A 26,950-nucleotide genomic window follows, 5' to 3' on the forward strand; every position below is an offset into this window, starting at 1 on the left:
GTTGGCGCAATGTTGGCGAACGCCGGCGAGCACGCCGTAGGAAGATGGATCGACAGCGAAGGGGTTGCCGCCGGGCCGCGCGTCCGGCGAGCGGGGAGCAGGCCATGTTCATCGACACAAGAAAACTGCAGGACGACACCGTCGTGCACAGCACCGTCTGCATCATCGGTGCCGGCGTGGCCGGCATCACGCTGGCGCTGGAGATGGACCGCCTGGGCATCGATGCCTGCCTGCTGGAAAGCGGCGGCTACAGCGCCGACGACGACACCCGCGACCTCTACCGCGGCGAGAACAGCGGCCTGCCCTACGCCTTCGCCGACGGCTGCCGCAGCCGCTATCTCGGCGGCAGCAGCAACTGCTGGGGCGGCTGGTGCCGGCCGCTGGACCCGTGGGACCTGGAGCGGCGCAGCTGGGTCGCGCACAGCGGCTGGCCGTTCGGGCTCGACGAGCTCACGCCGTTCTACGAGCGCACCCACGCGCTGCTCAAGCTCGGGCCCAACAATTTCGACCCGGCCTACTGGGAGGCTTCCATCCGGCGCCACGACGTGCGGCGCCTGCCGCTCACCGGCGGGCACATCCGCGACACCATCTCGCAGTTCAGCCCGCCGGCGCGCTTCGGCAAGCTGTACCGCCCGCAACTGGAGAAGTCGCAGCGCGTCAAGGTCTACCTGTACGCCAACGTGGTCAACATCGACGCCAACGCGGATGCTTCGTCGGTCACGCGGGTGTCGGTGGCCACGCTCAGCGGGCGGCGCCTCAAGGTGGCGGCGCGGCTGTTCGTGCTGGCCACCGGCGGCATCGAGAACGCGCGCCTGCTGCTGGCCTCGAACGGCGTGCAGCCGGCTGGGCTGGGCAACGGCGCCGATCTGGTGGGGCGCTATTTCATGGACCATCCGCGCCTGATGTCCGGCAGCGTGCGCTTCAGCAGGGCGTGGGAGCGCAACAAGCTGTACGACATCAAGTACCACTACCAGAACGCGGCGGTCAAAGCCCACGGCACGCACGTGTCCTCGCAGTTCGCGCTCAAGCCGGCGGTGCTGGAGCGCGAGGGGCTGCTCAATTCGCGCGTGTGGTTTTTCTCGCTGTTCTACGGCGAGGGCAGCCGCGGCGCGGAGGCGCTGATCCGTGCCAAGCAGGCGCTGCTGAAGAAGGAGCAGCCCGGGCGCAAGGTCAGCCGCGACCTGCTGACGATGGCCGCGCACCCGATCGACACCGTGGGCTTCGGGCTGACGCGGCTGCTGCAGCCGCGCTCGCTGATCACCGGCGTCAAGATGCAGGCCATCGTGGAAGCGGAGCCCGATCCGCACAGCCGCGTGACGCTGTGCGACCAGCGCGACCGGCTCGGCCTGCCGCGCGTGCGCGTGCACTGGCGCGTGGGCAGCCTGGTGCAGCGCACCTTCGACCGCACCTTCGCGCTGCTGGCCGACGAGCTGCAGCGCAGCGGCGTGGCGCAGGTCACGCTCGATCCGCCCACCGAGGGGCAGCCGTGGCCGGCCTCGCTCGAAGGGACGTGGCACCACATGGGCACCACGCGCATGCACGATTCGCCAAGATCGGGCGTGGTGGACCGCAACTGCCGCGTGCACGGCCTGGCCAACCTCTACGTGGCGGGCAGCTCGGTGTTCCCGACCGTGGGCGCGAACTTCCCCACCATCACCATCGCCGCGCTGTCGCTGCGGCTGGGCGAGCATATCGCGCGCGAGGTCGCCATGCCGGGCGCGACGTACAAGAGCGACGCGGAGGCGCCGCGCAAGGCACCCGCGGCCGTGCCGGAGGAGAGCCTGGCGCTCGCGGCGGCCGCGATCGCGCCGGCCGGGCCCGGGCTGATGCCGATGCCGAAGGAGTAGCCGGGCGTCACTTGACGCAGCGGGAGGTGACAGGCGTGACGGTGTTGCCAGCAATCACGAACGCAGCCGCGGCGGGCCGGCATTGGCGCAGATCTTGCGGCATGCGTGGCGTGCCGCCGGCCGGCGCCGCGCGCGGGCGGCCAGGAGAGCGGCCAGGATTGGCGGAGGGAACGACTATGTACGGCCAGCGACTGTCTCCGGACGTGAACTTGCTGCTGCGCGGCCTGCCGCGCGAAGACTGGGGCGCGCTCTCCGACTACGTCGAGCTGGTGCGCATGCGTCCCGGGCAGTTGCTCTGCGATACCGGCCAGCACACCAACCACGTCTACTTCCCGACCACCGCGGTGGTGTCGATGCTGTCCTTCCTCGAGGACGGCACCGCCATCGAGATCGCCACCGTGGGCAGCGAGGGCATGGTCGGCATCCCGGTGGTCACGGGCGGGCAGGCCATGCCGTTCCGCTTCGAGGTGCAGACCCCCGGCTACGGCTTCCGCCTGAGCTCGGTGCGGCTGCGGCAGGAACTGCTGCGCTCGCCGGCCACGCTGCGCGCGGCGCTGCTGTACGTGCAGGCGCTGATGACGCAGATCGCGCAGACCGCGGTGTGCAACCGCTACCACTCGTTGAGCCAGCAGGTGTGCCGCTGGCTGCTGCTGACCGCCGACCGCCTGTGCTCCAACGAGATCGCCATCACCCAGCAGGTGATCGCCGCGCGCCTGGGCGTGCGCCGCGAAGGGGTGACGGAGGCCGCCGGCAAGCTCGCCGACCTGGGCCTGATCCATTACAGCCGGGGCCACATCACGCTGATCGACCGGCGCCGGCTGGAGCTGCACGCCTGCGAATGCTATGGCCTGGTCACGCGCGAGTACGGGCGCCTGCTGTCCGGGCGGCCCGCCGAGCTGTGCCTGCTCGACGGCGGCGGCCGGGCACGGCCCGGCTCCGCCGGCGCGCATCCGTCGCATTCAGCCCATTCAGGGAGCTGCCTGTGAATACCTTCACCCAAGCCGGCCCCGCGCCGGCATTCCGGGCGCCGGCCGCGGCCGTGCGCCGCGGCATGGCCCGCGCATGGCACGACCATGCCGGGATGATCGCCGGCGCCACCGCCGGCGCGGCGCTGTGCGGCGCGATCTATGCGTGGTCGCTGCCCGCGGTCTACCAGGCCGACGTGCTGGTGCGGCCCGAGGCGCGGCCCGAGGCGGGCAAGGGAAGCGGCCCGGGCGGCCAGTCCGCCGCGCCGCCCGCCGGCGAGCTGCGCCCGGACGCGCTGACCAGCCGCGCGGTGCTCACGCCGGTGGTGCGCGAGTCCCGGCTCGACATCGTCGCGGCGGCGCGCGTGGTGCCGCTCATCGGGCCGCTGTGGGCGCGCTTCGCCGGCGCCGCCGACGGCGCGCCGCTGGCGCCGCCGGCGGGCCTGGACGCGCTGTCCGGTTATGCCTGGGGCGGCGAGCGCATCGACGTGCTGGCGCTGAACGTGCCCGAGGCCCTGCTCAACCAGCCGCTCACGCTGGTGGCGCTCGGCGACGGCGAGTTCCGCCTGGAGCGCGCCGACGGCGCCACGCTGCTCGCCGGCAAGGCCGGCGACGTGGTGCGCGGCGAAGGCGTGTCGATGAAGCTGGCGCGGCTGGACGCGCGCGCGGGCACGCGCTTCACGCTGACGCGGCGCGACCCGGTCACGGCCTACGACCTGCTGGTGCGCGGGCTCATGGTGGAAGCGCAGCCGGGCACGGCCGGCACGGTCGCGGGCACGGCCGGCGCCGCGCCGCAGGCGGTGCGCATCGCCTGGCGCGACGGCGACCCCGCGCGCGCCGCCGCCGTGGTCAACGCGGTGGCGCACTCGATCTCCGACACCGAGGTCGGCCAGCGGCGCGAGCAGGCCGACCAGCAGCTCGACTTCATCACCGGCGAGCTGCCGCGCGTGAAGGCGCAGCTCGAGCAGGCCGAGGCCGCGCTCGCGCGCTACCGCGCCCGCGCCGGCTCGATGCAGCCCACCGAGGAATCGAAGTCGTACCTGAGCGGCAGCATCGACTACCAGAAGCAGATCTCCGCGCTGCGCATCGAGCGCGCGCGCCTGCTGCGCAAGTACACCACCGAAAGCCAGGAAGTGCAGGCCGTCGACGACCAGCTCCAGCAGCTCGCCAGCGACCGCCGCAACCTGGAGACGCAGCGCAAGGGCCTGACCGAGGCCGAGCGCGAATCGGCCTCGCTGACGCGCGACGTGAAGGTGGCCGAGGACACCTACATGGCCCTGCGCCGCCAGGCGCAGGCGCTGGCGCTGGCGCAGTCCGACCGCACCAGCGACGTGCGGCTGGTGGACTTCGCCGTGGCCCCGGCGCTGCCGGTCGGCCCGCAGCGGGGCCTGCTGACCGCGCTGGCGGCCTTGCTGGGCCTGCTGGCCAGCGCCGCGCTGGCGGTCTACAAGGGGCGCGCGCGCCAGGGCATGGACAGCGCGCCGGAGATCGAGAGCACGCTGGCGCTGCCGATGGTGGGCGAGGTGGTGTTCAGCCCCGAGCAGGCCGAGCTCGAGCGCCGCAGCCAGGCGTCGCCGCGCTCGCTGATCGCGCCCACGCTGCTGGCCGGCGAGCGGGCCCAGGCCATGTGCCTGCCGTCGGGCGTGGACGGCGCGCGCGCGGCGCTGCGCGGCGCGGTCTCGCCGGCCACGATGCAGCCGGAGGCGGCCGGCGAGCCGCCGCCCGCGCTGCACGACCGCTACCTGCTGGCGCGGCAATATCCGCACGCGCCGGCCGTGGAAGGGCTGCGCACGCTGCGCGCGGCGCTGCATTTCGCGATGGAGGGCGCGGCCAACCACATCGTCGCCGTCACCAGCGCGTCGGCGGGCGCCGGCAAGACCTTCGGCGCGGTCAACCTGGCGGTGCTGGCGGCCGAGGCCGGCATGCGCGTGCTGCTGGTCGACGGCGACCTGCGCCGCGCCCGCGTGGCCGGCCAGTTCGGGCTGGATGGCATGCCGGGGCTGGCCGACCTGCTGTGCGGCACGCTGGCCCTGCACGATGCGATCCGGCCCACCGCGGTGCCCGGCCTGTGGCTGCTCGCCGCCGGCACGCGGCCGGTGAACCCGTCCGAGCTGCTGATGCTGCCGGCGCTGCGCGAGCTGCTGCTGACCTGCGACGCCGGCTTCGACCTGATCCTGGTGGATACGCCGCCGATCCTGGCGGTGGCGGACGCGGCGCTGGTGGGGCGCCTGGCCGGCTCCACGCTGCTGTTCGTGCGCGCCGACTGCACGCCGCAGGAGAAGGTGAGCGAGGCCCTCAAGCAGCTCGAGCGCGCGCGCGCCAACGTGATCGGCGGGGTGCTCAATGGCCTGCAGTTGCGCCGCAGCAACCGCGAGCGCTGCGGCGAGACCACCAGCTACCTGCGCGCCACGCCGCTCGAAGACCCCGGCACGCCCGGCTGGCGGATCTGCTGAGCGCCGCCTCGCCGGCGCCGCGCGCGAACCCTTGAACCCTTGAACCCTTGAACCCTCGAATTCACTGTGTGCCGGGGTTCGCGCGGACCGCCTCGCGCCGCGCTCCGGCCGCCGCGTCCGTGCCCGCACGTGCGCGGGACGGCACGTTCCGCGCGTAGCACGATGAAATGTTTGTGACAACCCTCAATTGAGGCCTTCCGGCAGCCGTTATGCGGTGGAACAGTCCACGGCATTCATGGTGAAATGCATCGAATAAAGCCGGATAGCCGGTCAGTCGTCACCGGCCGTGGTCTTCGGCCCCGATGCGGGCAAGGAGGGGACAAATGAATCTGTTGAAAGCGCTCTGGTGGTGCCCGTTGTCCCTGATGGCGACGATCACCGTGCCCCTGCCCGATCCCGGTTTCGAGATGCAGGCCGCGCCCGCGGCCCCCGGCGACCACGTCGGCCCCGGCCAGCCGTGGCGCGCCGGGGTCGATACCGATGCCGGCGCCGCGCAGCGCCACCCGCGCGGACAGGCCTGAGGCCGCCGCCGCGGGTTAAGGCAGGCTGCCCTCGCCCGCGGCATCCGCGGGCTTGCCGCCGGCGTGCGGCCGCGTCTGGCCGAGCAGGCCGGTGGAGGTGGCGTAGCTGAACAGGTCCATGTCGCCGCGCAGGCCCAGCTTGCGCATGGCCGACATCTTCTGCGTGCTGATGGTCTTGATGCTGCGGCCGAGGTTGGCCGCGATCTGGCTGACCGACATGCCGGTCAGGTACAGGCGGATGACGCTGATCTCGCGCGGGCTGAGCGCGCCGAAGCGCACGCGCGGATCCACCTGCATGCCGGCGCTGTCCTGCAGCGCCTGGATGGTCGGCGACAGGTAGCGGCGTCCGACCAGCATCTGCCCCAGCGCGGTCGCGATGTGCGACGCATCGTCGAGCTTGCTCACCACCGACAGCCGCTCGAATCGCGCCAGCTTGCCGATCTGGCCGGGGTTGTCCATCATCGTCACGACCAGGATCCAGAGCTCGGGATAGTGGCTGCGCACGAGTTCGAGCATGTGCATGCCGTCGCCGTGGGCACCCCCCGGCATGACGAAATCGGTCAGCAGGATGTCGCACGGACGCCGGCTCAGCACCGTGAGCAGCTCGGTGGAGTTGCGGGCGACGCCGGCGATCTCCACGCTGTCGAACTGTGCCAGCAGGCCGCGCAGGCCCAGCAGCATGACGGGATGGTCGTCGGCGATGACGATTAGGGTTTTGGAGGACATAGCATCGGCCTGCATGGGCTCATATCCGGGAAGACGGTGCGCGGGCACGCGGGGATCGTGGTGGGCACGGCGGCGCGGGGCGCCGGCAAGGACATCGGCTTCAGACTTTATCCCCGACGGCGCGGCGGCGGTTTGCGAAATTTCGGCAAATCGCCGTAGCTCGCGGCTTTCGCGGCGGGCGCGCCGGCCGCGCATGGCACGCCGCGGCGCCGTTTCGCATGGCGCGCCGCGTTTTTTCCGCCAACCCCCGCTGAAACTTCCGCATCGCGGCCGCGGGCGCGGCGGCCATGCGCCGGACGGCCCGCCGGGGCGCCGTCGGCCACCTTCCGGCCCCCGCCCGGGCGCCGTCGGGGAAGTGCATATTCCGCAGTGCCGCAACTCTTTTGGGAAATTTCCGACATTTTGTGCAGACAATTCCCGGCGCCCGTGGCGTAATTTCATAACATAATCCGCGCTTCACCCGCAAAATCACGGTAAGGCGCCGGAGGCGGGCGGAGCGTGAGCAGTCGGAGAATGAGCTGTCTTTGGGAATCTTGGGGAGAACGCGCGTGGCAACGATCCTGATCGTCGATGATCATCCGGCATTGCGCCTGGTGATCAAGACACAGTTGTCGCAAGTGCTGGGGGTCAGCAACATCCTGGAAGCGGACAATGGCCAGGCGGCCATCGAGGCCGTGCGGCAGTTCGAGCCCGACCTCGCCATCCTGGACCTGGACATCCCGCGCATCAGCGGCCTCGACGTGATTCCCCGGCTCAAGCTGCTGCACCCGCCGATCCGCATCCTCGTGATCTCCGGCCAGGACCAGGCCACCTTCGCGCCGCGCGCGCGGCAGGCCGGCGCGCAGGGCTTCGTGAGCAAGATGCAGGACATGAAGGAGATCGTGCGTTGCGTCGAGGCGGTGATGGCCGGCTACACCGTGTTCCCCGAGATGCGCCACGAGCGCGACCTGCCGCCGGTGTCGCAGCGCGCCGACGAGGAGCGGCTCATGCTGCTGTCGGACAAGGAGATCGTGATCCTGCAGATGCTCGTGCGCGGCCTGTCCAACAAGGCCATCGGCGAGCTGCTGTTCATCAGCAACAAGACGGTGAGCAGCCACAAGACCCGCATCATGGGCAAGCTGCAGGTCAACTCGCTGGTGGACCTGGTCGACTTCGCGCGGCGCTGCCGGCTCTCGCCGGGGCAGTGACGCCATGACCGCGCCGCGGCGCGGCGGCGCCGGCCTCTAGTCAGTCTTCGGGCCGTTCCTCGGCCATCTCCGCCGCGGTCTTGCCCGCCGCCACCTCCGCCACTTCCACCGCCTGCGCGCCGGCGCCGAGATAACCGCGCAGCGTGCGCTCCAGCACCGCCAGCCCGACCGGCTTGACGATCACCGCGTTCATGCCCGCGGCCAGCGCGCGCCGGTGGTCCTCGGCCTGGCCGCTGGCGGTGCAGCCGATGATCGGGACCCGGCTGGCGGCGTCGTGCCGCGCGCGCACCGCGCTGGCCAGGCCGAAGCCGTCCATCACCGGCATCATGCAGTCGCAGATCACCAGGTCCGGCGACTCCCGCAGGATCGCCTGCAGGCCCAGCGCGCCGTCTTCCGCCGTGCACGAGGCAATGCCGAGCCGCTGCAGCTGGCGCACCAGCAGCAGGCGGTTGGGCGCGTGGTCGTCCACCACCAGGACGCGCCGGCCCGGCGGGAACGGCGCGAAGCCGCCGCGCGGCCCGGGCGGGGCCGCCAGCGCCGGCGCCGCGGCGCACACCGGCAGCTCCAGCCGCACCCGGATCCGCGTGCCCTGGCCGGGCTCGCTCTCCAGCGTGACCTGCCCGCCCATCTTGCGCACCAGGTTGTGCGAGATCGACAGGCCCAGCCCGGTGCCGCCGATGTTGGGGCGGCCGGCGGACTCCACCTGGGCGAACGGGCGGAACAGCTTGCCGATGGCCTCGGCCGGGATGCCGATGCCGCTGTCCTCGATGACGATCTCCAGCGCCTGCCGCGCTTCGCGCACGGCCTCGCCATGCAGGCGGATGCGCACGCCGCCGCGCTCGGTGAAGCGGATCGCGTTGGAGACGAAATTGCCGATGACCTGGCGGATGCGCAGCATGTCCACCATGTGCGCGGGCGCGACCGCCGCGTCCGCGTCCAGCGTCAGCGCCAGCCCTTTCTGCGACGCCACCGGGCGGAACATGCGCGCCACCTCCTGCAGGCCGTCGCGCAGGCTCGCCGCGCGCGGCTGCAGCGTGAACTGCCCGGCTTCCATCTTGGACAGGTCGAGGATGTCGTCGAGCAGCGACAGCAGCGAGGTCGCGGCGCTGTGCGCGGTGCCGAGCTGCTCGCGGTCGTGCTCGCCGCGGCGGCGCGTGAGCATCAGTTCCAGCATGCCGAGGATGGCGTTCATCGGCGTGCGGATCTCATGGCTGATCGAGGCCAGGAAGGTGGACTTGGCGCGGTTCGCGGCCTCCGCGCGGTCCTTGGCGCCGGCCAGCTCGGCCAGCATCTGCTCGCGCTCGGTCACGTCGATCCAGCCGCCCACGATGCCGGCGGTGCCGCCGTCGGCGCGGCGCAGCTGCGTCACCCAGCTGGTGACGCTGCGCGCCACGCCGTCGACCATCAGGCGGCGGTCCGCGGCGAAGGGCTGGCCGGTGTCCAGCACGCGCCGGTAGATGTCCATCTGCTCCTGCGAGCCGATATCGGGCTTGATCACGGCGCGCGCATAGGACGGCGCGGTGCCGCGCAGCACTTCGCGCGAGGTGCCGAGCGCCGCCTCGTAGGCGCGGTTGCAGGTGATCATGCGCAGCGCGCTGTCGCGCAGGAAGATCGGCTGCGGGATGCCGTCCAGCACCGTGGCCTGGAACGCGAGCTGGTCCAGCAGGGCGTGCTCGGCCGCGCTGCGCTGCGTGACCTGGCGCCGCAGCGACGTCACCCAGCCCAGGAACAGCGCGCTCACCACCAGCGGCACGGCCGCGCCGGCGATCAGCCACGGCAGCAGCTGGCGCCAGGCCAGCACCGGCACGCCGGCCTGGGTCCATTGCGCGCGCATGGCGCCGAGGTCGTCGCGCGAGATGCTGAGCAGGGCCTTGTTGAGGATGGCCAGCAGCTCCGGGTGCTGCCGGGTCACGCCGAGGCCGACCTCGAGCGGCATGCCGCCCGTCGCCGCGGCGATGCGCAGCCGGCCCGCGTAGGCGCGCTTGAGCATGTAGTCGGCCATGAAGGCGCTGGCGATGGTGGCGTCCGCCTTGCCCGCGGCCACCATGCGGAACGCTTCCTCGTAGGTGCCGGTCTCGCGCCGGCTGACCGGGTAGCTGGCGCCCACCAGTTCCTGGATGCCGTTGAACGGCGGTCCCGCGACGACCTTGCCGGCGAGGTCGGCCACGCTGTGGATGCTGTCGTCGCCGGCCTGCGCGACCACCACCCAGTTGCCCGAGTAGTACGGCGCGCTCACCGGCAGGCTGCCGGTGCCGGCGTCCGGATGGTTGATCGGCAGGATCGGCACGACGTCCAGCGCGCCGCTGTCGAGGTCGGCGCTGGCCGTCGCCGCCGTGGCCGGCCAGTACGGCACGAAACGCAGTCCGGTGCGCTGCCCGACCAGTTGCAGCACCTGCTCGGTCAGCCCTTCGAGCTGCTGGCCGGCGCCGATGAACTGGAAGGGCACGAGATCGCGCGAAGCCAGGTAGCGCACGTCGCGGTGGCGCGCCAGCCAGGCGCTTTCCGCGGCGGACAGGTTGAGCTTGTCGGCGAGGTGGAATTCGAGCGAGCCGGGCACCCAGGCATTGTCGATCTGGCGCTGCAGCGCCGCCGGCAGGCCGGCCAGCGCGCGCTCGACGAGGCTGCCCAGGGCGGGGTCGGCGACGGCGAAGCGCACGCCCTCCGGGGTGATCGGCGCGAAGTTGCGCGCGGTCAGTTCGCCGTAGCTGTACTGGTCGATCAGGTAGCTGGCCGCGGCGGCGCTGGTGACCATCACGAAGTCCGCCTTGCGCACCAGTTCGTCGAGCGCGCCGAGCAGGTTGTCGAACGCGCGCAGCGGCGCGTCCGGGTAGGCCTGCTCCAGCGCGGCGGGCGAGACCTCGCCGCGCAGGTAGCCGATGGCGCGCGTCGCCTCGTTGTGGCGGCTGTCGCGGCGCGAGATGACCTCGACCAGGCGGTGCGCGCGGTAGGGCGCGGTGCGCAGGCCGCCGGGCTGGCCGTCCAGCACGGTGGTGACGAGGTCGACCGCGCCCTGGTCGAGCGCGCGCCGCGCGGCCTGCGGCGACGGGTAGCGCATGACGCGCAGCGGCACGCCCATGCGCGCGGCGAGCACGGCGAGATAGTCGGCCGAGATCCCGCGGTATTCCCCTTCCAGGTCGACCAGGTCGAACGGCGGCAGGTAGTTGCCCGCCACGCCGACCCGCAGGCCGGCGCCGGCGCGGCGCCAGGCGGCCAGCGCCGGGCTGTCCGGCAGCGGCGCCGCCCACTGCGCGCCGCCCGCGGCCGGCGAGGGCGCCAGGCGAAGCTGCAGGCTGAAGGGGGCGGCGGGCGGCACGGCGGTGGCCGGGGCCGGATCCGCCTGCGCGGGCAGGCACAGCGCCAGCAGCGACGCCGCGAGGCAGCGGGCCAGGCGGCGCGGCTGCCACGTGGCCGGCAGATGCGTTCCCCGAGGCGGCAGACTATTGGCGGAGCATGGGGGAAAACAGCGGCACATAAGGCATTTCTCGTCAAAGGCAGGGGGGCCGGCAGGAACTGGGTGAGCTGCCGGGGCCTGGAGGAGGCCGCTGGATCGGGGGCGGCAATTGTGACAAATGTAAAGGCCGCCTTGGGCAGTTGCGTTGCGAAATATCCGAAATAGATGTCGGCCCTTTCCGGTGCTGGGGTACGCCATTGCCTAGGACGCGCGGCCTGGGAAGGGCAGGTGCTTTCCCCGTGCCTCGGCTCCGGCGCCGGCCTCGTTCCGGCGGGCCGTTGGCGAAAATGGCTTGCGTTGTGGCGCTTTGCGCGGTGACGGAGGAATCCGACGCGGTCCGAGGACGGTGCTTTCGGCGGTATGCCGTGGCGATGTTTTGCGGCATTCCGATATTCGGAAATTCGAATGAAAAATCAAATTCACCTGTCACGGAATTGACATGGGAGATGCGACAAGCATTTCGAATATCAGATGTAAATATTGGTTATTGGGTAATTCCCGGCCATTGCACATAATTCCCAGCAACCGGTGGACGGCCTTCGCCGCGCGCGTGCCCGCGGGCCGCCTGCGGCCAACGGCCAGGGCACGAAGAGACGAGCGGACGGAAGCACGAAAGGGTGGGAAGACCCGCGCGTCCCGGCACCGGACCCACCACAAACGCCACGCAGGAGGGGAGCCCGTGGACCGATTCGCGCGCCGCACCGAATTCAAGTCGCTGACCGTGCAGGACCTGCTCGAAGCGCGGGACCGCTATCACGTCCACATCGCCAACCTGCCGCACGTGGTGGGCACCGCGGTGGGCCGCTACCGCATCCGCAAGGACGACGACAACGCCAGCGACCCGCGGCTGAGCCACCGCCCGCCGGGCGCGGGCGCCCCGCCCAGGACGCTCGAGAACAGCGTCATCCGGGACTGGTCGTGGCCCGCGGTGCTGGTGTTCGTGGATATGTGGGTCGGGCTCGACACGCTCAGCCGGCATCCGGAGGCCATCGTCCCGCCCCGGCTGTACCTGCCGGACGGGCGCGTGGTGCCCACCTGCGTGGTGCTGGCCTCGCGGCGGCAGGCCGACCTGTCCGCCGGCGCCGGCCTGTCCTTTCCGACCGGTCTCGTCGGCGGCGGTTATCCGATCTTCCGCGACGCGCAGGGCACCACCCTGCGCGGCACCATCGGCGGCATCGTGTCCGACGGCGCGTACTCCTACGCGCTGACCAGCAGCCACGTGGCCGGCGATGCCGGCGAGCGCCTCTACACCTACGACCGCGGCGGCAAGCGCCAGCTCGGCACCGCCGAGGGCCGCATGGCGGGCAAGTACCCGCTGTCCGACCTCTATCCCGGCTTCGCGGGCGTGCAGACGCTGGTCACGCTGGATGCCGGGCTGGTGCTGATCGACGACATCCAGTCGTGGACCTGCCAGGTGCTCGGCGTCGGGCGCATCGGGGCGCCGCTCGACATCAACGCCAACACGCTCAGCCTCGACATCATCGGCTGCCCGGTGTTCGCCCGCGCGGCCGGCGCGGACAAGGGCGGCGCGCGCGGCGAGATACAGGGGCTGTTCTTCCGTTATGCCACGCTCGGCGGCACGGACCACGTGGCCGAGCTGCTGATCGGGCCGCGGGCCGGCGCCGCCTCGGTGGACACGCGCCCGGGCGATTCCGGCAGCCTGTGGTTCTGGGACGAAGCCGCGGACGCGCTGGCGTTCGGCGACGGCAAGGCCGGGGAGGAGGGACCGGGCGCGGAGGACGGGCAGGGCGGGAACGCGCGCACGCGGGCGTACCGCCCGGTCGGCATCCAGTGGGGCGGGCAGGGCTTCTTCGGCGCCGGCGCGCAGCCGGTGGAGTTCGCGCTGGCCAGCACGCTGAGCGCGGTATGCCGCCAGCTCGACGTCGAGATCGTGCGCGACTGGAACGTCGGGCACAGCCAGTACTGGGGCAAGGTCGGCCACTACAAGATCGGCTACGCGGCCTGCTTCATGGCCGGCGCGCCGGAGCTGGCCACGCTGCTCGCCGCGAACGCGCAGCGCATCTCGGTGAGCGACGAGGACGTCAGCGCCGGCAACCTGCCCGGCGCGAGCGACCGCACCGCCTTCGTCGCGCTGGCCGACGTGCCGGACCTGGTGTGGCGCTACACGCGCAAGATGGACGAGGCCAACCACTTCGCGGACATGGACCAGCCCGGCGAGGGCGAATTCGCCGGGCAGACGCTGCTCGCGCTGTGGGCGGCGGACAAGACCTCGCGCACGGCGCAGGCCTGGACCCGCTTCTACGATGCCCTGGCGCCGTCCCCGGCCGACAAGCACCGCGGGGCGCTGCCGTTCCGCGTCAGGCAGCTCTACGAGGCGATGGTCGGCTTCGCCGGCGACGGCGACGTGGCGGGCTACGTCTGCGCCGCCGGCGTGCTGGCCCACTACATCGGCGACGGCTGCCAGCCGCTGCACGTCTCCGAGCTGCACCACGGGCATCCGGGCCACCCGGAGGAGGAAAAGGTCCATTCGGTCTACGAGACCGCGATGCTGGACGCGAACGCGCCCGACCTGGTCGCGCGCATGGCGCGGCAGGCCAGGGGCAAGCGCGTGAAGAAGCGCTTCACCGGCGGCGACGCCGCGGCCGACGCCGTGGTCCAGCTCATGCGGCGCACGATCGCCGCGCTGCCGCCCGAGACGGTGGTGGACTGCTACCTCAGGAACAAGGGGCGCGGCCAGCTCGACGCCATGTGGGCGGAACTCGGCGAGGCGACGATCGCCCGGATGGTCGACGGCGCGCTGACGCTGGCGACCGTCTGGGAGTCCGCGTGGGAGGAGGGCGGCGGCGGGAAGATCGCCAAGTCGCGCCTCAAGGCCGTTCCCAAGGACACGCTGATGCGCCTCTACAACGACCGCGGCTTTGTCGAGTCGCGGTGGCTCAAGGACATGTAGCGCCCGCTTCGCCTCCCCTCGCTTCCCCTCGCCCGGGCGCCCGCCCGGGTGCCTTCCTTCCCTCCCGCATCGCTTCCCCCGCCTCCCCGGTCCGCCGGACCGCGCCGAAGACGCGCCGGCCCGGCCCGTTCGCGCGCCGCTTTCGGCGCGATAGGTCCGTGCTATGGTGTGTCGATAGTAATTTGCGATCGCCGTATTTGTGACGATAAATTGTACAAATAAAGACCGTCCCCCCAGAATCGGGTCTTCGCTGCAACACGCGGCCATCCACCCCCAAGCCACCCAGGAGCCCTACCCATGCTGCAATCCCGTGAAGGTCAACGCGTCCCCAACGTCTCGTTCCGCGTCCGCGAAAACAATGAATGGAAGACGGTGACCACCGCCGACCTGTTCGAGGGCAAGACCATCGCCCTGTTCTCGCTGCCCGGCGCGTTCACCCCGACCTGTTCGTCGACCCACCTGCCGCGCTACAACGAGCTGGCCCCGGTCTTCGCCAAGCACGGCGTGGACGCGATCCTGTGCGTCTCGGTCAACGACACCTTCGTGATGAACGAATGGGCCAAGGACCAGGAATCGGAAAACATCGTCATGATCCCCGACGGCAACGGCGAGTTCACCGAAGGCATGGGCATGCTGGTCGACAAGACCGACCTCGGCTTCGGCAAGCGCAGCTGGCGCTATTCGATGCTGGTCAAGGACGGCGTGGTCGAGAAGATGTTCATCGAGCCGGAAGAGCCGGGCGACCCGTTCAAAGTCTCGGACGCCGACACCATGCTGGGCTACATCGCCCCGGACGCCAGGAAGCCCGACCAGGTCGTGGTCTTCTCCAAGGTGGGCTGCTCGTTCTGCGCCAAGGCCAAGCAGATGCTGTCCGACAACGGCTACGAGTACATCGACGTGCCGCTCGAGCACAAGGTCCGCGGCAAGGTGCTGGGCGCCGTGTCCGGCAACATGACCGCGCCGCAGATCTTCATCAACGGCAGCCTGGTCGGCGGCGCCGAGGCGCTCGAGGCCTACCTCGCGCGCTGAGCGCGCCGGGCGTCCGCGCACGCCCCACGTTTCCAGTTTGACGCTTCACCGCCGCAAGGGCGCGGCACGCCGAGTGCCGCGCCCCCAGTCGGCGGACCCGATGGCGGCACCGGCTGCCGCCATCGGGTCCGCTGATTGAAGCAGACTCCACCAGGAAAGACATCGTCATGACCACCACGCAGAGCGAGCAGACCGTGCAGACCATCCACACCGACGTGGCCGTGATCGGCGCCGGCACCGCCGGCCTGGCCGCGTACCGCGCCGCGCGCGCCGCCGGCAAGCGCGCCGTCATCATCGAAGGCGGCCCCTACGGCACCACCTGTGCCCGCGTGGGCTGCATGCCCTCCAAGCTGCTGATCGCGGCGGCCGAGGCCGCGCACGAGCTGCGCCACACCGCGCCGTTCGGCGTGCACGTGGACGGCGCCATCCGCGTCGACGGCCGCGAGGTGATGGACCGCGTCAAGCGCGAGCGCGACCGCTTCGTCGGCTTCGTGGTGCGCAGCGTGGACGGCATTCCCGCCGAGGACAAGATCCGCGGCTACGCCCGCTTCATCGACAACACCGTGCTGGCGGTGGACGGCCACACCACGGTGCGCGCCAGCCGCGTGGTGATCGCCACCGGCTCCAGCCCGATGGTGCCGCCGCCGCTCAAGGCGTTCGGCGACCGCCTGGTGGTCAACGACGACGTGTTCGCGTGGGACGACCTGCCGCGCCGCGTGGCGGTGTTCGGTCCCGGCGTGATCGGCCTCGAGCTGGGCCAGGCCCTGTCGCGCCTGGGCGTGCATGTGCGCGTGTTCGGCCTGCGCGGCGGCGTCGGCCCGCTCACCGATCCGGCCATCAAGGCCAACGCCGTGGCCAGCTTCAGCCAGGAGTTCTACATCGATCCCGATGCGGCGCTGGGCGAGATGCGGCGCGACGGCGACGAGGTGGTGATCAGCTTCACCGGCCTCGACGGCAACCCGGTCACGGAGCGCTTCGACTACGCGCTGGCCGCCACCGGCCGCGTGCCCAACGTGCGCAACCTGGGGCTGGAGAACAGCGGCCTCGAGCTCGACTGGCGCGGCGTGCCGGTGTTCGACCCGGCCACGCTGCAATGTGGCACGGCGCCGGTGTTCATCGCCGGCGACGCCAACGACGTGCTGCCGCTGCTGCACGAAGCGGCCGATGAAGGCAAGGCCGCCGGCGAGAACGCCGCCGCCTATCCCGCGGTGCGCCCGCTGGCGCGCCGCGCGCCGATCGGCGTGGTGTTCTCCGACCCGCAGATCGCGATGGTGGGCCAGCGCCACGCGGACCTCGCGCCGGACAGCTTCGTCACCGGCGAGGTCAGCTTCGAGGACCAGGGCCGCAGCCGCGTGATGCTGAAGAACCGCGGGCTGATGCACGTCTATGCCGACAAGCGCAGCGGGCGCTTCCTCGGCGCCGAATGGACCGGCCCGCGCGCCGAGAACATCGCGCACCTGCTGGCCTGGGCTTACCAGCAGGCGCTCACCGTGGAGCAGATGCTGGCCATGCCGTACTACCACCCGGTGGTGGAAGAGGGCCTGCGCACCGCGCTGCGCGACGCGGCGGCGAAGCTCGCCGCCTAGCCCGCCGCCGCCGATGTCTGCCTCCCGCTGCCCGCCGCCCGCTGCCCGCCGCGCGGGTTTGCCGGTGCCTGCCCGCGTGGCCGGGGCGGCGCGCCGCCCACGCGGGCACGCGCTCACTTCGGCGCCGTTTTCCCGCGCGCGCCCGGCGCGGCATCGCATGGCGCGAGCGCCCTTCACATTCCTTGACGCGCGTGTCCGTTCCAGAGTAGGCGGGCCGCCGGCGAACCCGCCGCGCGGCAGTTGCCCGTTTTGTGGGCAGTCCGATGGGGTCCGCCTGCCAGCGCCGTTTGCGGAGCTTGTCGACAGTGTTATCCACACAAAGTGTGGATAACAGGGAGCGGCCGGGCGCCGGGCGAAAGTCGGAATATGTGAAATCTTAAGGAATTGTCAATAGCGGCAGCCGGCATCGGTACTCGATGCCGGCAACCGGTGCCCGCGGTCAGGGCAGGCAGGCCAGCCGCATCGGCAGCTCGCCGCCCGCGTAGACGGCGCGGATCTCGTGCGTGCCGGGCGGCACGTCGAACGGCCGGGTCAGGGTGCCGGTGGTGATCACGGCGCCGCGGCGCAAGGTGATGCCGCGCTCGGCCGCATGCGCCAGCAGCGCCTGCAATGCTTCGAGCGGATAGATGGCGTCGTCGCCGGCCAGCGGCAGCGCGCGCACCTCGCCGTCGAGCGTCACGCTGGCGCTGGCGCGCACGTCCTCCATGCGCTCGGCGTCGATGCGCGGGCCCAGCACCAGCGCGTGGAAGCCCACGTTGTCGCCGGCAAAGGCCGGCATGCCGACCGCGCCGCGGTCCTCGTAGCGCGACAGCACGACCTCGAAGGCGACCTGCGCGCCGTCGACGAGCGCCGCCAGCGTGGCCGGCGCGAGCGCTTCCGCCTGCGGCGGCACGTCGCGCGCGAGCCGTACCGCGATCTCGAATTCGATGGTGGCCACGGCGCCCGCGGGAACCGTCACGGTGCCGCCCGCGTCCAGGCAGCGCGAGGCGCCGACCTGGCCCGCCAGCGGGCGCGACAGCCCCGCGCGCCGCATGGCGCTGGCGCTGCCCACGCCCAGCTTCCAGCCCGCCACCGGATCGCCGAGGGCGGCGATGAAGCGGTCCTGCACGTCATAGCCCTCGGCCAGCGTGGCGGGCTTGGCCGCGGCGGGCAGGTCGCGCATTTGCGCACCGCGCTGGCAGGCGTCGGCCAGCAGTGCGGCTGCCGCGCCGGGATTGAAGTTCGCGCTCACAGAGTCTTCCTGTCGTTGATGTCGTTTGATGTGGTCGATGTCGTTGCGTTGCGCTCCCGCCGGCGCGGGCCGCGCGCTCAGAGGCGGTGCCGCTCCGAGGTGCGCGCCACGATCGACGCCCCCGCGATCAGCTCCTTGAGCAGGGCCTGCGAGGCCAGCCCGCTGGTGCGGTAGGGATCGAGCTCGCCGTGCGCGGAGTATTTCAGGATGGTCGCCATGTTGACCTTGCCCGTGTTGACCAGGCCCATCGCCCAGCCGGCGAACTCGCGCGCGAGGATCTCCTCGTAGTGCAGCAGCACCACGTCCTCATGGCGCGCGTCGCGCGCGATCAGCCGATACAGGCGCGAGACCTCGTTGCGTCCGCCTTCGAGCGCCTGCATGAAGATGCCGTTGCCGTAGCACAGCACGCCGGTGATGCCGTGCTTCGGGTTGTTGGCGACGCTGGTGGCGACGATGTCGTCGACCAGCGCGGGATAGGCCGGCTGGCATGCGCGGCTGGCATAGAGCAGGCGTACGAGCATGATGTCTCCCGTGGTGTCGGTGGTCGGGTCGGTGGCGCGCGCGGCCCGGGCTAGTCCCGGTGCCGGCCCAGCAGGGTCAGGAACTCGCGGCGCAGGCTGTCGTCCTTGAGGAAGGAGCCGCGCATCACGCTGTTGGTCATCTTGGCGTCGGTGTCGCGCACGCCGCGCCAGTGCATGCAGAAGTGCTCGGCCTCCATGACGATGGCCAGCCCGTCCGGGCTCATCTTCTCCTGCAGCAGGTCGGCCACCTGGGTCACGGCCTCCTCCTGGATCTGCGGGCGGCACATGATCCATTCGGCCAGGCGCGCGTACTTCGACAGCCCGATCAGGTTCGAATGCTGGTTGGGCATGACGCCCACCCACAGCTTGCCGATGATCGGGCACAGGTGGTGCGAGCACGCGCTGCGCACGCGCAGCGGGCCCACGATCATCAGCTCGTTGATGCGCTCGGCGTTGGGGAACTCGGTGACGTTGGGCTGGCTGACGTAGCGCCCCGCGAAGATTTCCTTCAGGTACATCTTGGCCACGCGGCGCGCGGTCTCGCGCGTGTTGTGGTCGCTCTCGGTGTCGATCACGAGGCTGCGCAGCACGTCTTCCATGCGCGACTGCACTTCCTCCTGCAGCGCGTCGAGCTCGCCCGGCTCGATGTACGCCGCGATGTTGTCGTTGGCGTGGAAGCGTTCGCGCGCCGCCTGCAGGCGCGACCGTATGCGGGACGACACGCTGTCTGCCGCCTCGTCGCGTTGCGGCGGAGATGCCTGGTGGTCGGATTCCATATCGTGCGGTGGTGATCGAAGGTGAAGGACGGGCGCCGCGCGGTCTCGCGCGGCGCCGGCAAGGCCATATCCTACGCCGTTCCGCGCGCCGGGGTGCGCCGCGCGCAACAGCGCGCGGCGGGGCGGCGGCGCCGCACGGCAAACGAGGGCGGCGCGGGGCCGGGCGCGCGCCGCGCTAGAGCGCGGCCTGCATCACCGTGGCGCAGGACGGGCAGGCCTCGCGCAGCGAGATGGCGTCGCGCAGTTCCTGCGGCATGCAGGCGCGCTCGATCCGCTCGAAGCCCAGCCGCGCGAAATAGCCGGCCGCGGTGGTGGTCTGCAGCACCACCGACTGCGCGCCGCGCGTGCGCGCCTCGGCCAGCATGGCGGCCACCAGCAGTTCGCCGAGCCCGGCCGAGCGCGCGCGCCCGGCCACGGCCACCGAGCGCAGCACCGCCACCTGCCCGTGATTCTCCACGCCGGCGCAGCCAAGCAGGCCCGCGTTGTCGCGGACCACTAGAAAGTTGCCGATCTGGCTCGCCACGCCGTCGAGCGGCAGGCCGCAGGCCGCCAGCAGATCCAGCACGTCCTGGCAATCCTTTTCCGTTGCATTGTGCGGGCGCATCATGCCCTCCTGTACTTCGGGCTGTCCTCCCTATCTTAAATTCAGACCACTCTCATCGTGCCTAGGGAAACTTCTTAAGTAGATTCGCGTATCGCGTTTTCGCCACCCGCGTGTGGCGGGGTGTCCCGCCGCGCCACCGGGGCGGGGCCGCGCGCGTGCCGCCGCGTGCCCTGCGCAGCCTGCGCGCGGTCGGGGCCGGTGCAAATCCGCTACCATTGCCCGCAGGCAGGACGCCCCGCGCGCACCCGGCGCGCCCGCGTCCGCCAGGGAACCCGCCGCGGTTCCGGGGAGCGACCCGCATGACCTCACCATCCCCTTCGCTGCTGCGCGCGCGCCGCGCGGGCGCCTTGACGACCGGCGAGCTGGGCAGGCGCGCGGCCCGCTCGCCCGACTACGCGGCGGAGTGCGTGGCGCTGCGCCGCCTGGCGCGCGCGCTGGTGTCCTCCGACCTTGCGCTGCTGCAATCGCTGGCCGATTCCGCGCTGCAACTATGCGGCGCGGGCAGCGCCGGCATCAGCCTGCCCGAGACCGAGGGCGACGGCACCGCGGCGCTGCGCTGGACCGCCACCGCGGGCCTCGCCGCCGCCGTGGCCGGCCATGCCGTGCCCTGCGACGACAGCCCCTCCGGCATCACGCTGGAGCTGGGCAGCGCGCAGCTGTTCGCTTATCCGCAGCGGTATTTTTCGTGCCTGCCCGCGCTCGCGCCGGAGATGGTCGAGGAACTGGTCGTGCCGATTCCCGGCGACGGCGAGCCGTGGGGCACCATCTGGGTCGCGGCCCACGCGCCGGGGCGCCGTTTCGACGAGGAAGACGGCCGGCTGCTGGACAGCCTTGCCAGCTTCGCCGGCGCGGTGCTGAGCATGTCGCGCAGCAAGGATGCCGCCATCGCCGAGGCGGCGCAGGCCAAGGCCGCGCGCGAGGCGCTGCAACTGTCGGACACGCGCAAGGACGAGTTCCTCGCCATGCTCGGGCACGAGCTGCGCAATCCCATCGCCGCCATCGACAGCGCGATCAAGGCCGGCCGCCGGCTCGCGGCGCAGCAGCAGTCCGCGGCCGGCATGCTCGATATCGCCGAGCGCCAGATGCGCCAGCTCAAGCGGCTCACCGACGACCTGCTCGACGCCTCGCGCATCAAGCAGGGCAAGATTCCGATCGTGCGCACCCGGGCCGGCATGCAGGACATCGTGGCCGACGCGCTGGCCGCGGTGGCGGCCGACATCGAATGGCACGGCAACGTGCTCACGACCGACCTGCCCGACGCGCCGGTGACGGTCCATGCCGACGCGGCGCGGCTCACGCAGGTCGTGACCAACCTCTTGTCCAACGCGATCCGGTACACGCCGCGCGGCGGCGCGATAGACCTGTCGGTGCGGGTCGAGCCGGCGGAGGCAGCGGCAGAGGCGGCAGAGGCGGCAGAGGCGGCAGAGACGGAGGACGCGCAGGCCGGGGCCGCCGGCTGCTTCGACATGCTGGTGATCACCGTCAAGGACAACGGCATCGGCATCGAGCCGGCCGACCTGCCCAACGTGCTCGACATGTTCAGCCAGTTCGCGGGCGACGCCCACGGCGGCGGGCTCGGCGTGGGGCTGGCGATCGTCAAGCGCATGGTCGAGCTGCACCACGGCACGGTCGCCGTGCGCAGCGAAGGCAAGGGGCTCGGCACCGAGGTGCAGGCGCGGCTGCCGGTGGTGTGCGCGGCCGCGGCCGGGGTGCCCGCCGCGCGCGGCGCGCTGGCGCCGCTGCGCATCCTGCTGGTCGACGACAACGCCGAAGGCCTGAGCGCGCTGGGCACGCTGCTCGAGCTCGACGGCCACGAGGTCAGGCTGGCGGTCAGCGGCGAGGACGCGCTCGCCATCGCGGCCGGCTGCGCGCCCGGGCTGGCGCCCGACCTCGCGCTGATCGACATCGGCCTGCCCGGCATGGACGGCTTCGCGCTCGCGCGGCGCCTGCGCGAGCTGCCGGCGTTCGCGCGCACGCGGCTGATCGCGCTGAGCGGCTACGCCTCGGAGGCCGACCGCGCCCGCGGCGCGGCGGCCGGCTTCGATTTCCACCTGGCCAAGCCGCTCGCGATGGAAGCGCTGGCGGACCTGCTGGGCCAGCCCTGACCTTGATGCGGGCGCGGGTGATGGCCTGTAGGACACCCGCCGCCGCGAATCAGCCATCGCCCTACGGCAGTGCCGTGGCGGCCTCTCCATACTGAAGGCACGCCCACATCACCTGCTGCCGATGCTTGCTTATCTTCTGCTCACCCTGGCAGGCCTCGGGATCATCGCCATCATCATCTGCCTGACGAAATGATCCCGCCGCGGTCCTGACCGTCCGTCACCACAGCAGGCAGGCCAGCGCGGGCACCAGCGCCACCGGCATCACTAGCGCGCCCAGGCGCAGGAACTGCCCCGCGCCGACGTTCTGGCCCTCGCGCCGCAGCGCGGTCAGCCACAGCAGCGTGGCCAGCGAGCCGGTGACGGACAGGTTGGGCCCGAGGTCGATGCCGATCAGCACCGCGCTGGCGACGCCGGTGCCGGCATGGCCCGCCGCCAGCGCGGACGAGGCGATCAGCCCGGCCGGCAGGTTGTTGACCACGTTGGCGGCCAGCGCCACCACCGCGCCCGGCAGCCACGTGCCGGCCGCGGGCGCGTGCCGCGCCAGCGCCTGCATGGTGGCCGCCAGTTGCGCGATCACGCCGGTCTTCTCCAGTCCCGCCACCAGCACGAACAGGCCCGCCACCAGCGGCAGCACGCCCCAGGAAATCTCGCGCAGCGCCGGCATGCACAGGGCGGGCCGGCGCGCGCACACCAGCGCCAGCGTGGCCACGCCGGCCAGGCAGGTCGGCCAGCCGAGATCGGCGCCGAGCAGCGACGCGGCCAGCAGCACCACGCCCATGACCACGATGCCGGCCGCGGTCAGCCGGGCCTCGGGCGACAGCGGCGGCACCGGCACCTCGGTGGCGATGCGCTCGGCGAGCGCGTGGCGCTGGGTCCAGTACAAGGCGGCGAAGGTGGCGGCGATCGCCAGCGCCGAGGGCAGCGCGAAGCGCGCCAGCCAGCCCGCGAGCGTGGGCATGTGCTCGCCGAACACCACCAGGTTGGCGGGGTTCGAGACCGGCAGCACGAAGCTCGCGGCATTGGCGATGAAGGCGCAGCTGTACAGGTAGGGCAGCGGGTGCCTGACGCGCGCGGCGCGCGTGGCCGCGAGCACGGCGGGCGTGAGCACCACCGCGGTGGCGTCGTTCGACATGAACACCGTGACCAGCGTGCCGATGCCGTAGACCAGCACGAACAGGCGCCGCGCCGAGCCGCGCGCGCTGCGCACCGCGAGCGCCGCCACGTGGTCGAACAGCCCGGTCTTGCGCGCCAGTTCGGCCGCCAGCATCATGCCGCCCAGGAACAGGTAGACGTCGTAGCCGCGCGCCACGGCGGCCAGCGCGTCGGGCACGGCCAGCAGGCCGGTCACGCACAGCAGCAGCGCGCCGGCCACGGCCCAGAAGGCCTCGGGCAGGCGGAACGGCCGCGTGATCACGCCGACCGTGGCCGCGGCGGCCACGGCCCAGATCAGCAGGCCGTTGTAGGGGGACAGGCTTGTCGGCATCGAAGAGGGGCGAGCGGGTCGGTGTGGCCGGCGGCGTGGGCGCGCGGCGGGGCGGTGGTCAGGTGCTCGGCTGCGGCGCGCGCGGCGCGGTCGCCGCCGGCGTGGCCGGCGAGGCGGCCTTGAGCGGGTCGGCGGGCGCGCCGAAGGGCGCTCCGGGCGCGGCCATGCCGTCCTGCTGCGCGTCGGCGGCGGGGTCCGGCGCCGACGCGGGCGGCGGGAAACCGAGCGAGGCGATGCCGTGGCTGCCGTCGGCGTATTCCGGATAGAGCCAGTCGTCGCCGCTGCGCACCAGGTCGGCGGGCGTGGCGAGCGCTTCCTCGGGCTGGCCGGCGAGGCGGCCCTCCATGTACGAGGCCCAGATCGGCAGCGCCGTGGTGGCGCCGAATTCGTGGCGGCCCAGCGTGCGGTTGTCGTCGAAGCCCATCCACGCCACCGTGACGACGCCGGCCGCGTAGCCGGCGAACCAGCCGTCCACCGAGTCGTTGGTGGTGCCGGTCTTGCCCGCCACGTCGGCGCGGTGCAGGTAGCGCTGCAGGCCGGCGCCGGTGCCGCTGGTCACGACGCTGCGCAGCAGGTTGTTCATGACGTAGGCGTTGCGCGCGGGGATCACGCGGCGCGGCTGCGGCTCGCTGGCCGCGCTGAACAGCACGTTGCCGGTGCCGTCGCTGATGCGGTCGATCAGGTAGGGCTCGGTGCGGTAGCCCTCGCTGGCGAACACGCCGTAGGCGGCGGCCAGCCGCAGCGGCGTGGTGGTGCCGGTGCCCAACGCCATCGGCAGATAGCGCGGCAACTGCTGCTCGGCGAAGCCGAACTTGCCGGCGTAGTCCACCGCGTAGGGAATGCCGATGGCCTGCAGCGTGCGGATGGCCGGCAGGTTGCGCGACTCGGCCAGCGCCTGGCGCAGGCTCACCGCGCCCAGGAACCTGCCGTCGTCGTTGCCGGGCTGCCAGCGCGACGACGCATCGAGCGGCGCGTCGTTGATGATGGTGTTGGACGACAGGCCGCGCTCGAGCGCGGCCGAATAGATGAACGGCTTGAAGGTCGAGCCCGGCTGGCGCTCGGCCTGGGTGGCGTGGTTGAAGCGGCTGGTGCCGAAGTCGGCGCCGCCGATCATGGCCTCGATGGCGCCGGTCCTGCTGTCGAGCGAGACCAGCGCGGCCTGCGGCGGCTGCGCGCCGGCGTGGCGCCGGCCGTACTGGTCGAGGCCGGCGTGCACGGCCTCGTAGGCCAGGCTCTGGCGCACCGACGACACCGTGGTGTAGACGTTCAGCCCGCGCGTGTAGGCCTCGTCGCCGAAGCGCTCGTAGGCAAGCTGGCGCGCCAGCTCGGCCACGTACTCGGCGTGGCCGTCGAAGCGGCCGTTGCGCCCGCCCGTCACCTGCAGCGTTTCCTGGCGGGCCGCCTGGTATTGCTCGTGCGTGATCATGCCCAGCGCCTGCATGCGCCCGAGCACGTACTGCTGGCGCAGCTTGGCGCGCTGGAAGTTGGCCACCGGGTTCATGGTCGAGGGCGCCTTGGGCAGGCCCGCGAGCATCGCCGTCTCGGCCAGCGAGAGCGCGTCCAGCGGCTTGCCGAAATACGCCTGCGCGGCGCTGCCGAAGCCGTAGGCATGCTCGCCCAGGTAGACCTGGTTCATGTACAGCTCGAGGATGCGGTCCTTGGGCAGCGAATGGTCGATCTTCCAGGCCAGCAGGATCTCGTACCACTTGCGCGACAGCGTCTTCTCGCGCGAGAGGTAGAAGTTGCGCGCCACCTGCATGGTGATGGTGGAGGCGCCCTGCGCGTAGCCCTCGCCGATGTTGGCCAGCGCGGCGCGGAAGATGCCGGGGATGTCCACGCCGGCATGCTGGTAGAACTGGTCGTCCTCGGCCGCCAGCAGCGCGCCCGACATCAGGCGCGGCATGCGCTCGAGCGGGACGAAATCGCGGTGCTCGGTGCCGAATTCGCCGATCAGGACGTTGTCGCTGGTGAAGATGCGCAGCGGCAGGTCGGGACGGTAGTCGCGCAGGGCGTCGACGTCGGGAAGCTGGCGCAGGCTCACCACGGCGGCGAACCCGGCAAGCAGGGTGGAGGCGGCGGCCAGCGCCAAAGTGGCGATGGCTGCCTTTGCTACGACTCGTTTCATGCGCGCATTCTACCTTGGCGCCCACGCCGGCATGCCGCGCAGGTCCGGGGTTTCGTCGTCGTCGGCCGCCAGCGGCGCCGGGCGCTCGCCCGGCAGGCCCACCTGCTGCGCGAATGCCGCCAGCGCCCGCCAGGTCTCGGCCCGCTCGATGATGGTGAAATGATCGGTGCCCGGCACCGTTTCCTGCGCCACCGGCATCGGCCACGCGGCCATCAGGCGCTCCGAGCAGGCGTGCGGCACCACGTCGTCGCTTTCGGCCAGCAGCACCTTGGTGCTCTGCACCACCTTCTTGCAATGGGAGATGGAATCGAAGTGGTGGCGCATCAATTGCCGCAGCGGCACCAGCGGAAAGCGCTTGCGCACGATCTCCAGCAGCGAATCGTAGGGCGTGATCAACTGCAGGCTTTCGAAATCCTGCAGGTCCGCAAGCTGGATGGCCACGCCGGTGCCCAGGCTGCGCCCGACCACATGCACGCGCGTGCCGGGAAAGACGCGGCGCAGGTGCAGCAGGAACTGGCTCGCGTCGGCCACGGCGGCGGCCTCGGACGGCGCGCCGTCCGAATGGCCCACGCCGCGGTAGTCCAGCGTGGCGAAGCCCACCCCCGGCGGCAGCCACGCCAGGTATTGCATGGTGACGAGGACGTCCTCGCCGCGCCCGGGCAGGTAGAACAGCAGGTCGCGCGCGGTTTCGCGCACGGCTTCGCGCGCGGTTTCCTGCGCCATTTCCCGCGCCATTTCCCGCGCCAGCGTCCGCTCGCCGTCCGGCGCCGGTGGCGCGCCGTACACATAGCCGCGCAGCAGGCCGCCGGGCACCTCGTGCGAATAGGCGGCGACGCCGGCGGGCAGCGCGCGCGGCGGCCGGCGGCGCGCGTCGAACAGCAGCCGGCCCTGGTTCACCGTGAGATAGGTCCAGTAGAAGGTGAAGCCGCCCGCCGTGAGCAGGGCGGCGGCGAGCGTCTTGCGGGAAAGGGATGACGACATGCTCGGTTCGCGAAATTATCCGGCGCCGCCGGGGGACGGCGCGCAGGCCCGCGGCATTGCGCGCGGCCACGGCTTCGACCGGGCCGGGCCCCGCCAGGTTCTTGCGCGCCCGGTTCCCGCGCGTCTTCTTGTACGATACGGCCACACATCAACGGCGGCCCGTGCGGCCGCGCACGGAGCCAGTCCCATGAGCGAGCAGAACGACCCGGCCCAGGCCGGCCAGAAACGCACCGAGGAAGCGCAGGCGATGGAGCGCGTGGTCGGCGCCACGCGGCAGGTGCAGGTGGCCTTCACGGCGCTGCAAGGGCAGTTCCCGCCACAAGGCACCGGCAATCCCTCCAAGATGGCGCTGACCACCTTCGACGCCGCGCTGCAGGCGCTCGAAGACGCGCAGGCCGCGTTCGACGACCTGCTCAACGACCTGCTCGACGGCAAGCGCTAGCCCGGC

Annotated in this window: 19 protein-coding genes; 10 read left to right on the top strand and 9 right to left on the bottom strand. The window is 71.9% G+C overall.

The window, feature by feature from the left end:
- The first annotated feature begins 104 nt into the window (after positions 1-104).
- From ACWTPI_RS22625 to ACWTPI_RS22640, 4 genes are all read left to right on the top strand, one after another.
- Positions 105-1,847, top strand: a complete 1,743-nt coding sequence (locus ACWTPI_RS22625; protein ID WP_454732774.1) for an FAD-dependent oxidoreductase — start codon at positions 105-107, stop codon at positions 1,845-1,847.
- Positions 1,848-2,023: 176 nt separating this feature from the next.
- Complete coding sequence (locus ACWTPI_RS22630; RefSeq protein ID WP_020204083.1) at positions 2,024-2,833, top strand: Crp/Fnr family transcriptional regulator; 810 nt, start codon at positions 2,024-2,026, stop codon at positions 2,831-2,833.
- On the top strand, positions 2,830-5,265 hold the full coding sequence (locus tag ACWTPI_RS22635; RefSeq protein WP_454732775.1) for a polysaccharide biosynthesis tyrosine autokinase: 2,436 nt from the start codon (positions 2,830-2,832) through the stop codon (positions 5,263-5,265). Before ACWTPI_RS22630 ends, ACWTPI_RS22635 begins: the two co-directional genes overlap by 4 nt.
- 323 nt (positions 5,266-5,588) lie before the next feature.
- Complete coding sequence (locus ACWTPI_RS22640) at positions 5,589-5,786, top strand: hypothetical protein (RefSeq protein WP_156173951.1); 198 nt, start codon at positions 5,589-5,591, stop codon at positions 5,784-5,786.
- 15 nt (positions 5,787-5,801) lie between these two features.
- On the opposite strand, the gene ACWTPI_RS22645 is transcribed toward ACWTPI_RS22640, so the two are convergent.
- Positions 5,802-6,512 (bottom strand): response regulator transcription factor, encoded by a 711-nt coding sequence (locus ACWTPI_RS22645; protein ID WP_043366914.1) that lies wholly within the window; start codon positions 6,510-6,512, stop codon positions 5,802-5,804.
- Between the two features lie 548 nt (positions 6,513-7,060).
- On the opposite strand from ACWTPI_RS22645, the gene ACWTPI_RS22650 reads away from it, so the two are divergent.
- Positions 7,061-7,699, top strand: a complete 639-nt coding sequence (locus tag ACWTPI_RS22650; protein WP_020204079.1) for a response regulator transcription factor — start codon at positions 7,061-7,063, stop codon at positions 7,697-7,699.
- Between the two features lie 40 nt (positions 7,700-7,739).
- On the opposite strand, the gene ACWTPI_RS22655 is transcribed toward ACWTPI_RS22650, so the two are convergent.
- Positions 7,740-11,012 carry an ATP-binding protein gene (locus ACWTPI_RS22655; RefSeq protein ID WP_020204078.1) on the bottom strand — a complete coding sequence of 1,091 codons (3,273 nt, stop codon included), beginning with the start codon at positions 11,010-11,012 and terminating at the stop codon, positions 7,740-7,742.
- Positions 11,013-11,829: 817 nt separating this feature from the next.
- On the opposite strand from ACWTPI_RS22655, the gene ACWTPI_RS22660 reads away from it, so the two are divergent.
- The 3 genes from ACWTPI_RS22660 (at position 11,830) to ACWTPI_RS22670 (ending at position 16,676) form a co-directional block, all read left to right on the top strand.
- Positions 11,830-14,061, top strand: coding sequence for a hypothetical protein (locus ACWTPI_RS22660; protein ID WP_454732776.1), 2,232 nt, complete (start codon positions 11,830-11,832; stop codon positions 14,059-14,061).
- A gap of 297 nt (positions 14,062-14,358) precedes the next feature.
- Complete coding sequence (locus tag ACWTPI_RS22665) at positions 14,359-15,090, top strand: glutathione peroxidase (protein WP_454732777.1); 732 nt, start codon at positions 14,359-14,361, stop codon at positions 15,088-15,090.
- Positions 15,091-15,284: 194 nt separating this feature from the next.
- Positions 15,285-16,676, top strand: a complete 1,392-nt coding sequence (locus ACWTPI_RS22670; protein ID WP_454733996.1) for a dihydrolipoyl dehydrogenase — start codon at positions 15,285-15,287, stop codon at positions 16,674-16,676.
- A gap of 439 nt (positions 16,677-17,115) precedes the next feature.
- Here ACWTPI_RS22670 and ACWTPI_RS22675 read toward each other — a convergent pair whose 3' ends face one another.
- The 4 genes from ACWTPI_RS22675 to arsN2 form a co-directional block, all read right to left on the bottom strand.
- Complete coding sequence (locus ACWTPI_RS22675) at positions 17,116-17,907, bottom strand: fumarylacetoacetate hydrolase family protein (protein WP_454732778.1); 792 nt, start codon at positions 17,905-17,907, stop codon at positions 17,116-17,118.
- Positions 17,908-17,984: 77 nt separating this feature from the next.
- Positions 17,985-18,428, bottom strand: coding sequence for a BLUF domain-containing protein (locus ACWTPI_RS22680; protein ID WP_020204073.1), 444 nt, complete (start codon positions 18,426-18,428; stop codon positions 17,985-17,987).
- 50 nt (positions 18,429-18,478) lie between these two features.
- Positions 18,479-19,204: a GTP cyclohydrolase I gene (folE, locus tag ACWTPI_RS22685; RefSeq protein WP_020204072.1), complete on the bottom strand. Its 726-nt coding sequence runs from the start codon at positions 19,202-19,204 to the stop codon at positions 18,479-18,481.
- A 175-nt stretch (positions 19,205-19,379) separates the two neighbouring features.
- Positions 19,380-19,811, bottom strand: coding sequence for an arsenic resistance N-acetyltransferase ArsN2 (arsN2, locus tag ACWTPI_RS22690; RefSeq protein ID WP_454732779.1), 432 nt, complete (start codon positions 19,809-19,811; stop codon positions 19,380-19,382).
- 296 nt (positions 19,812-20,107) lie between these two features.
- Between arsN2 and ACWTPI_RS22695 the strand changes: the two genes are divergently transcribed.
- Complete coding sequence (locus ACWTPI_RS22695; protein ID WP_454732780.1) at positions 20,108-21,913, top strand: hybrid sensor histidine kinase/response regulator; 1,806 nt, start codon at positions 20,108-20,110, stop codon at positions 21,911-21,913.
- Between the two features lie 217 nt (positions 21,914-22,130).
- Here ACWTPI_RS22695 and ACWTPI_RS22700 read toward each other — a convergent pair whose 3' ends face one another.
- From ACWTPI_RS22700 to ACWTPI_RS22710, 3 genes are read right to left on the bottom strand one after another with little or no spacing between them, the layout of a single operon-like run.
- On the bottom strand, positions 22,131-23,396 hold the full coding sequence (locus ACWTPI_RS22700; RefSeq protein WP_059413826.1) for an arsenic transporter: 1,266 nt from the start codon (positions 23,394-23,396) through the stop codon (positions 22,131-22,133).
- Between the two features lie 58 nt (positions 23,397-23,454).
- Positions 23,455-25,521: a penicillin-binding protein 1A gene (locus ACWTPI_RS22705; protein WP_454732781.1), complete on the bottom strand. Its 2,067-nt coding sequence runs from the start codon at positions 25,519-25,521 to the stop codon at positions 23,455-23,457.
- A 9-nt stretch (positions 25,522-25,530) separates the two neighbouring features.
- On the bottom strand, positions 25,531-26,502 hold the full coding sequence (locus ACWTPI_RS22710; RefSeq protein WP_454732782.1) for an alpha/beta hydrolase: 972 nt from the start codon (positions 26,500-26,502) through the stop codon (positions 25,531-25,533).
- 187 nt (positions 26,503-26,689) lie between these two features.
- Here ACWTPI_RS22710 and ACWTPI_RS22715 point away from each other — a divergent pair, with 187 nt between their 5' ends.
- A complete protein-coding gene (locus ACWTPI_RS22715) occupies positions 26,690-26,944 on the top strand; it encodes a hypothetical protein (RefSeq protein ID WP_059413819.1) in 255 nt (84 codons plus the stop codon).
- Positions 26,945-26,950 lie beyond the last annotated feature (6 nt).

The organism is Cupriavidus ulmosensis (assembly GCF_977008105.1).

Bases quoted from the DNA above. Each gene is read 5' to 3' on its own strand.
- ACWTPI_RS22625 (WP_454732774.1), top strand. From the start codon at position 105: ATGTTCATCGACACAAGAAAACTGCAGGACGACACCGTCGTGCACAGC.
- ACWTPI_RS22630 (WP_020204083.1), top strand. From the start codon at position 2,024: ATGTACGGCCAGCGACTGTCTCCGGACGTGAACTTGCTGCTGCGCGGC.
- ACWTPI_RS22640 (WP_156173951.1), top strand. From the start codon at position 5,589: ATGAATCTGTTGAAAGCGCTCTGGTGGTGCCCGTTGTCCCTGATGGCG.
- ACWTPI_RS22645 (WP_043366914.1), bottom strand. From the start codon at position 6,512: ATGTCCTCCAAAACCCTAATCGTCATCGCCGACGACCATCCCGTCATG.
- ACWTPI_RS22665 (WP_454732777.1), top strand. From the start codon at position 14,359: ATGCTGCAATCCCGTGAAGGTCAACGCGTCCCCAACGTCTCGTTCCGC.
- ACWTPI_RS22680 (WP_020204073.1), bottom strand. From the start codon at position 18,428: ATGCTCGTACGCCTGCTCTATGCCAGCCGCGCATGCCAGCCGGCCTAT.
- folE (WP_020204072.1), bottom strand. From the start codon at position 19,204: ATGGAATCCGACCACCAGGCATCTCCGCCGCAACGCGACGAGGCGGCA.
- arsN2 (WP_454732779.1), bottom strand. From the start codon at position 19,811: ATGATGCGCCCGCACAATGCAACGGAAAAGGATTGCCAGGACGTGCTG.
- ACWTPI_RS22695 (WP_454732780.1), top strand. From the start codon at position 20,108: ATGACCTCACCATCCCCTTCGCTGCTGCGCGCGCGCCGCGCGGGCGCC.
- ACWTPI_RS22700 (WP_059413826.1), bottom strand. From the start codon at position 23,396: ATGCCGACAAGCCTGTCCCCCTACAACGGCCTGCTGATCTGGGCCGTG.
- ACWTPI_RS22705 (WP_454732781.1), bottom strand. From the start codon at position 25,521: ATGAAACGAGTCGTAGCAAAGGCAGCCATCGCCACTTTGGCGCTGGCC.
- ACWTPI_RS22710 (WP_454732782.1), bottom strand. From the start codon at position 26,502: ATGTCGTCATCCCTTTCCCGCAAGACGCTCGCCGCCGCCCTGCTCACG.
- ACWTPI_RS22715 (WP_059413819.1), top strand. From the start codon at position 26,690: ATGAGCGAGCAGAACGACCCGGCCCAGGCCGGCCAGAAACGCACCGAG.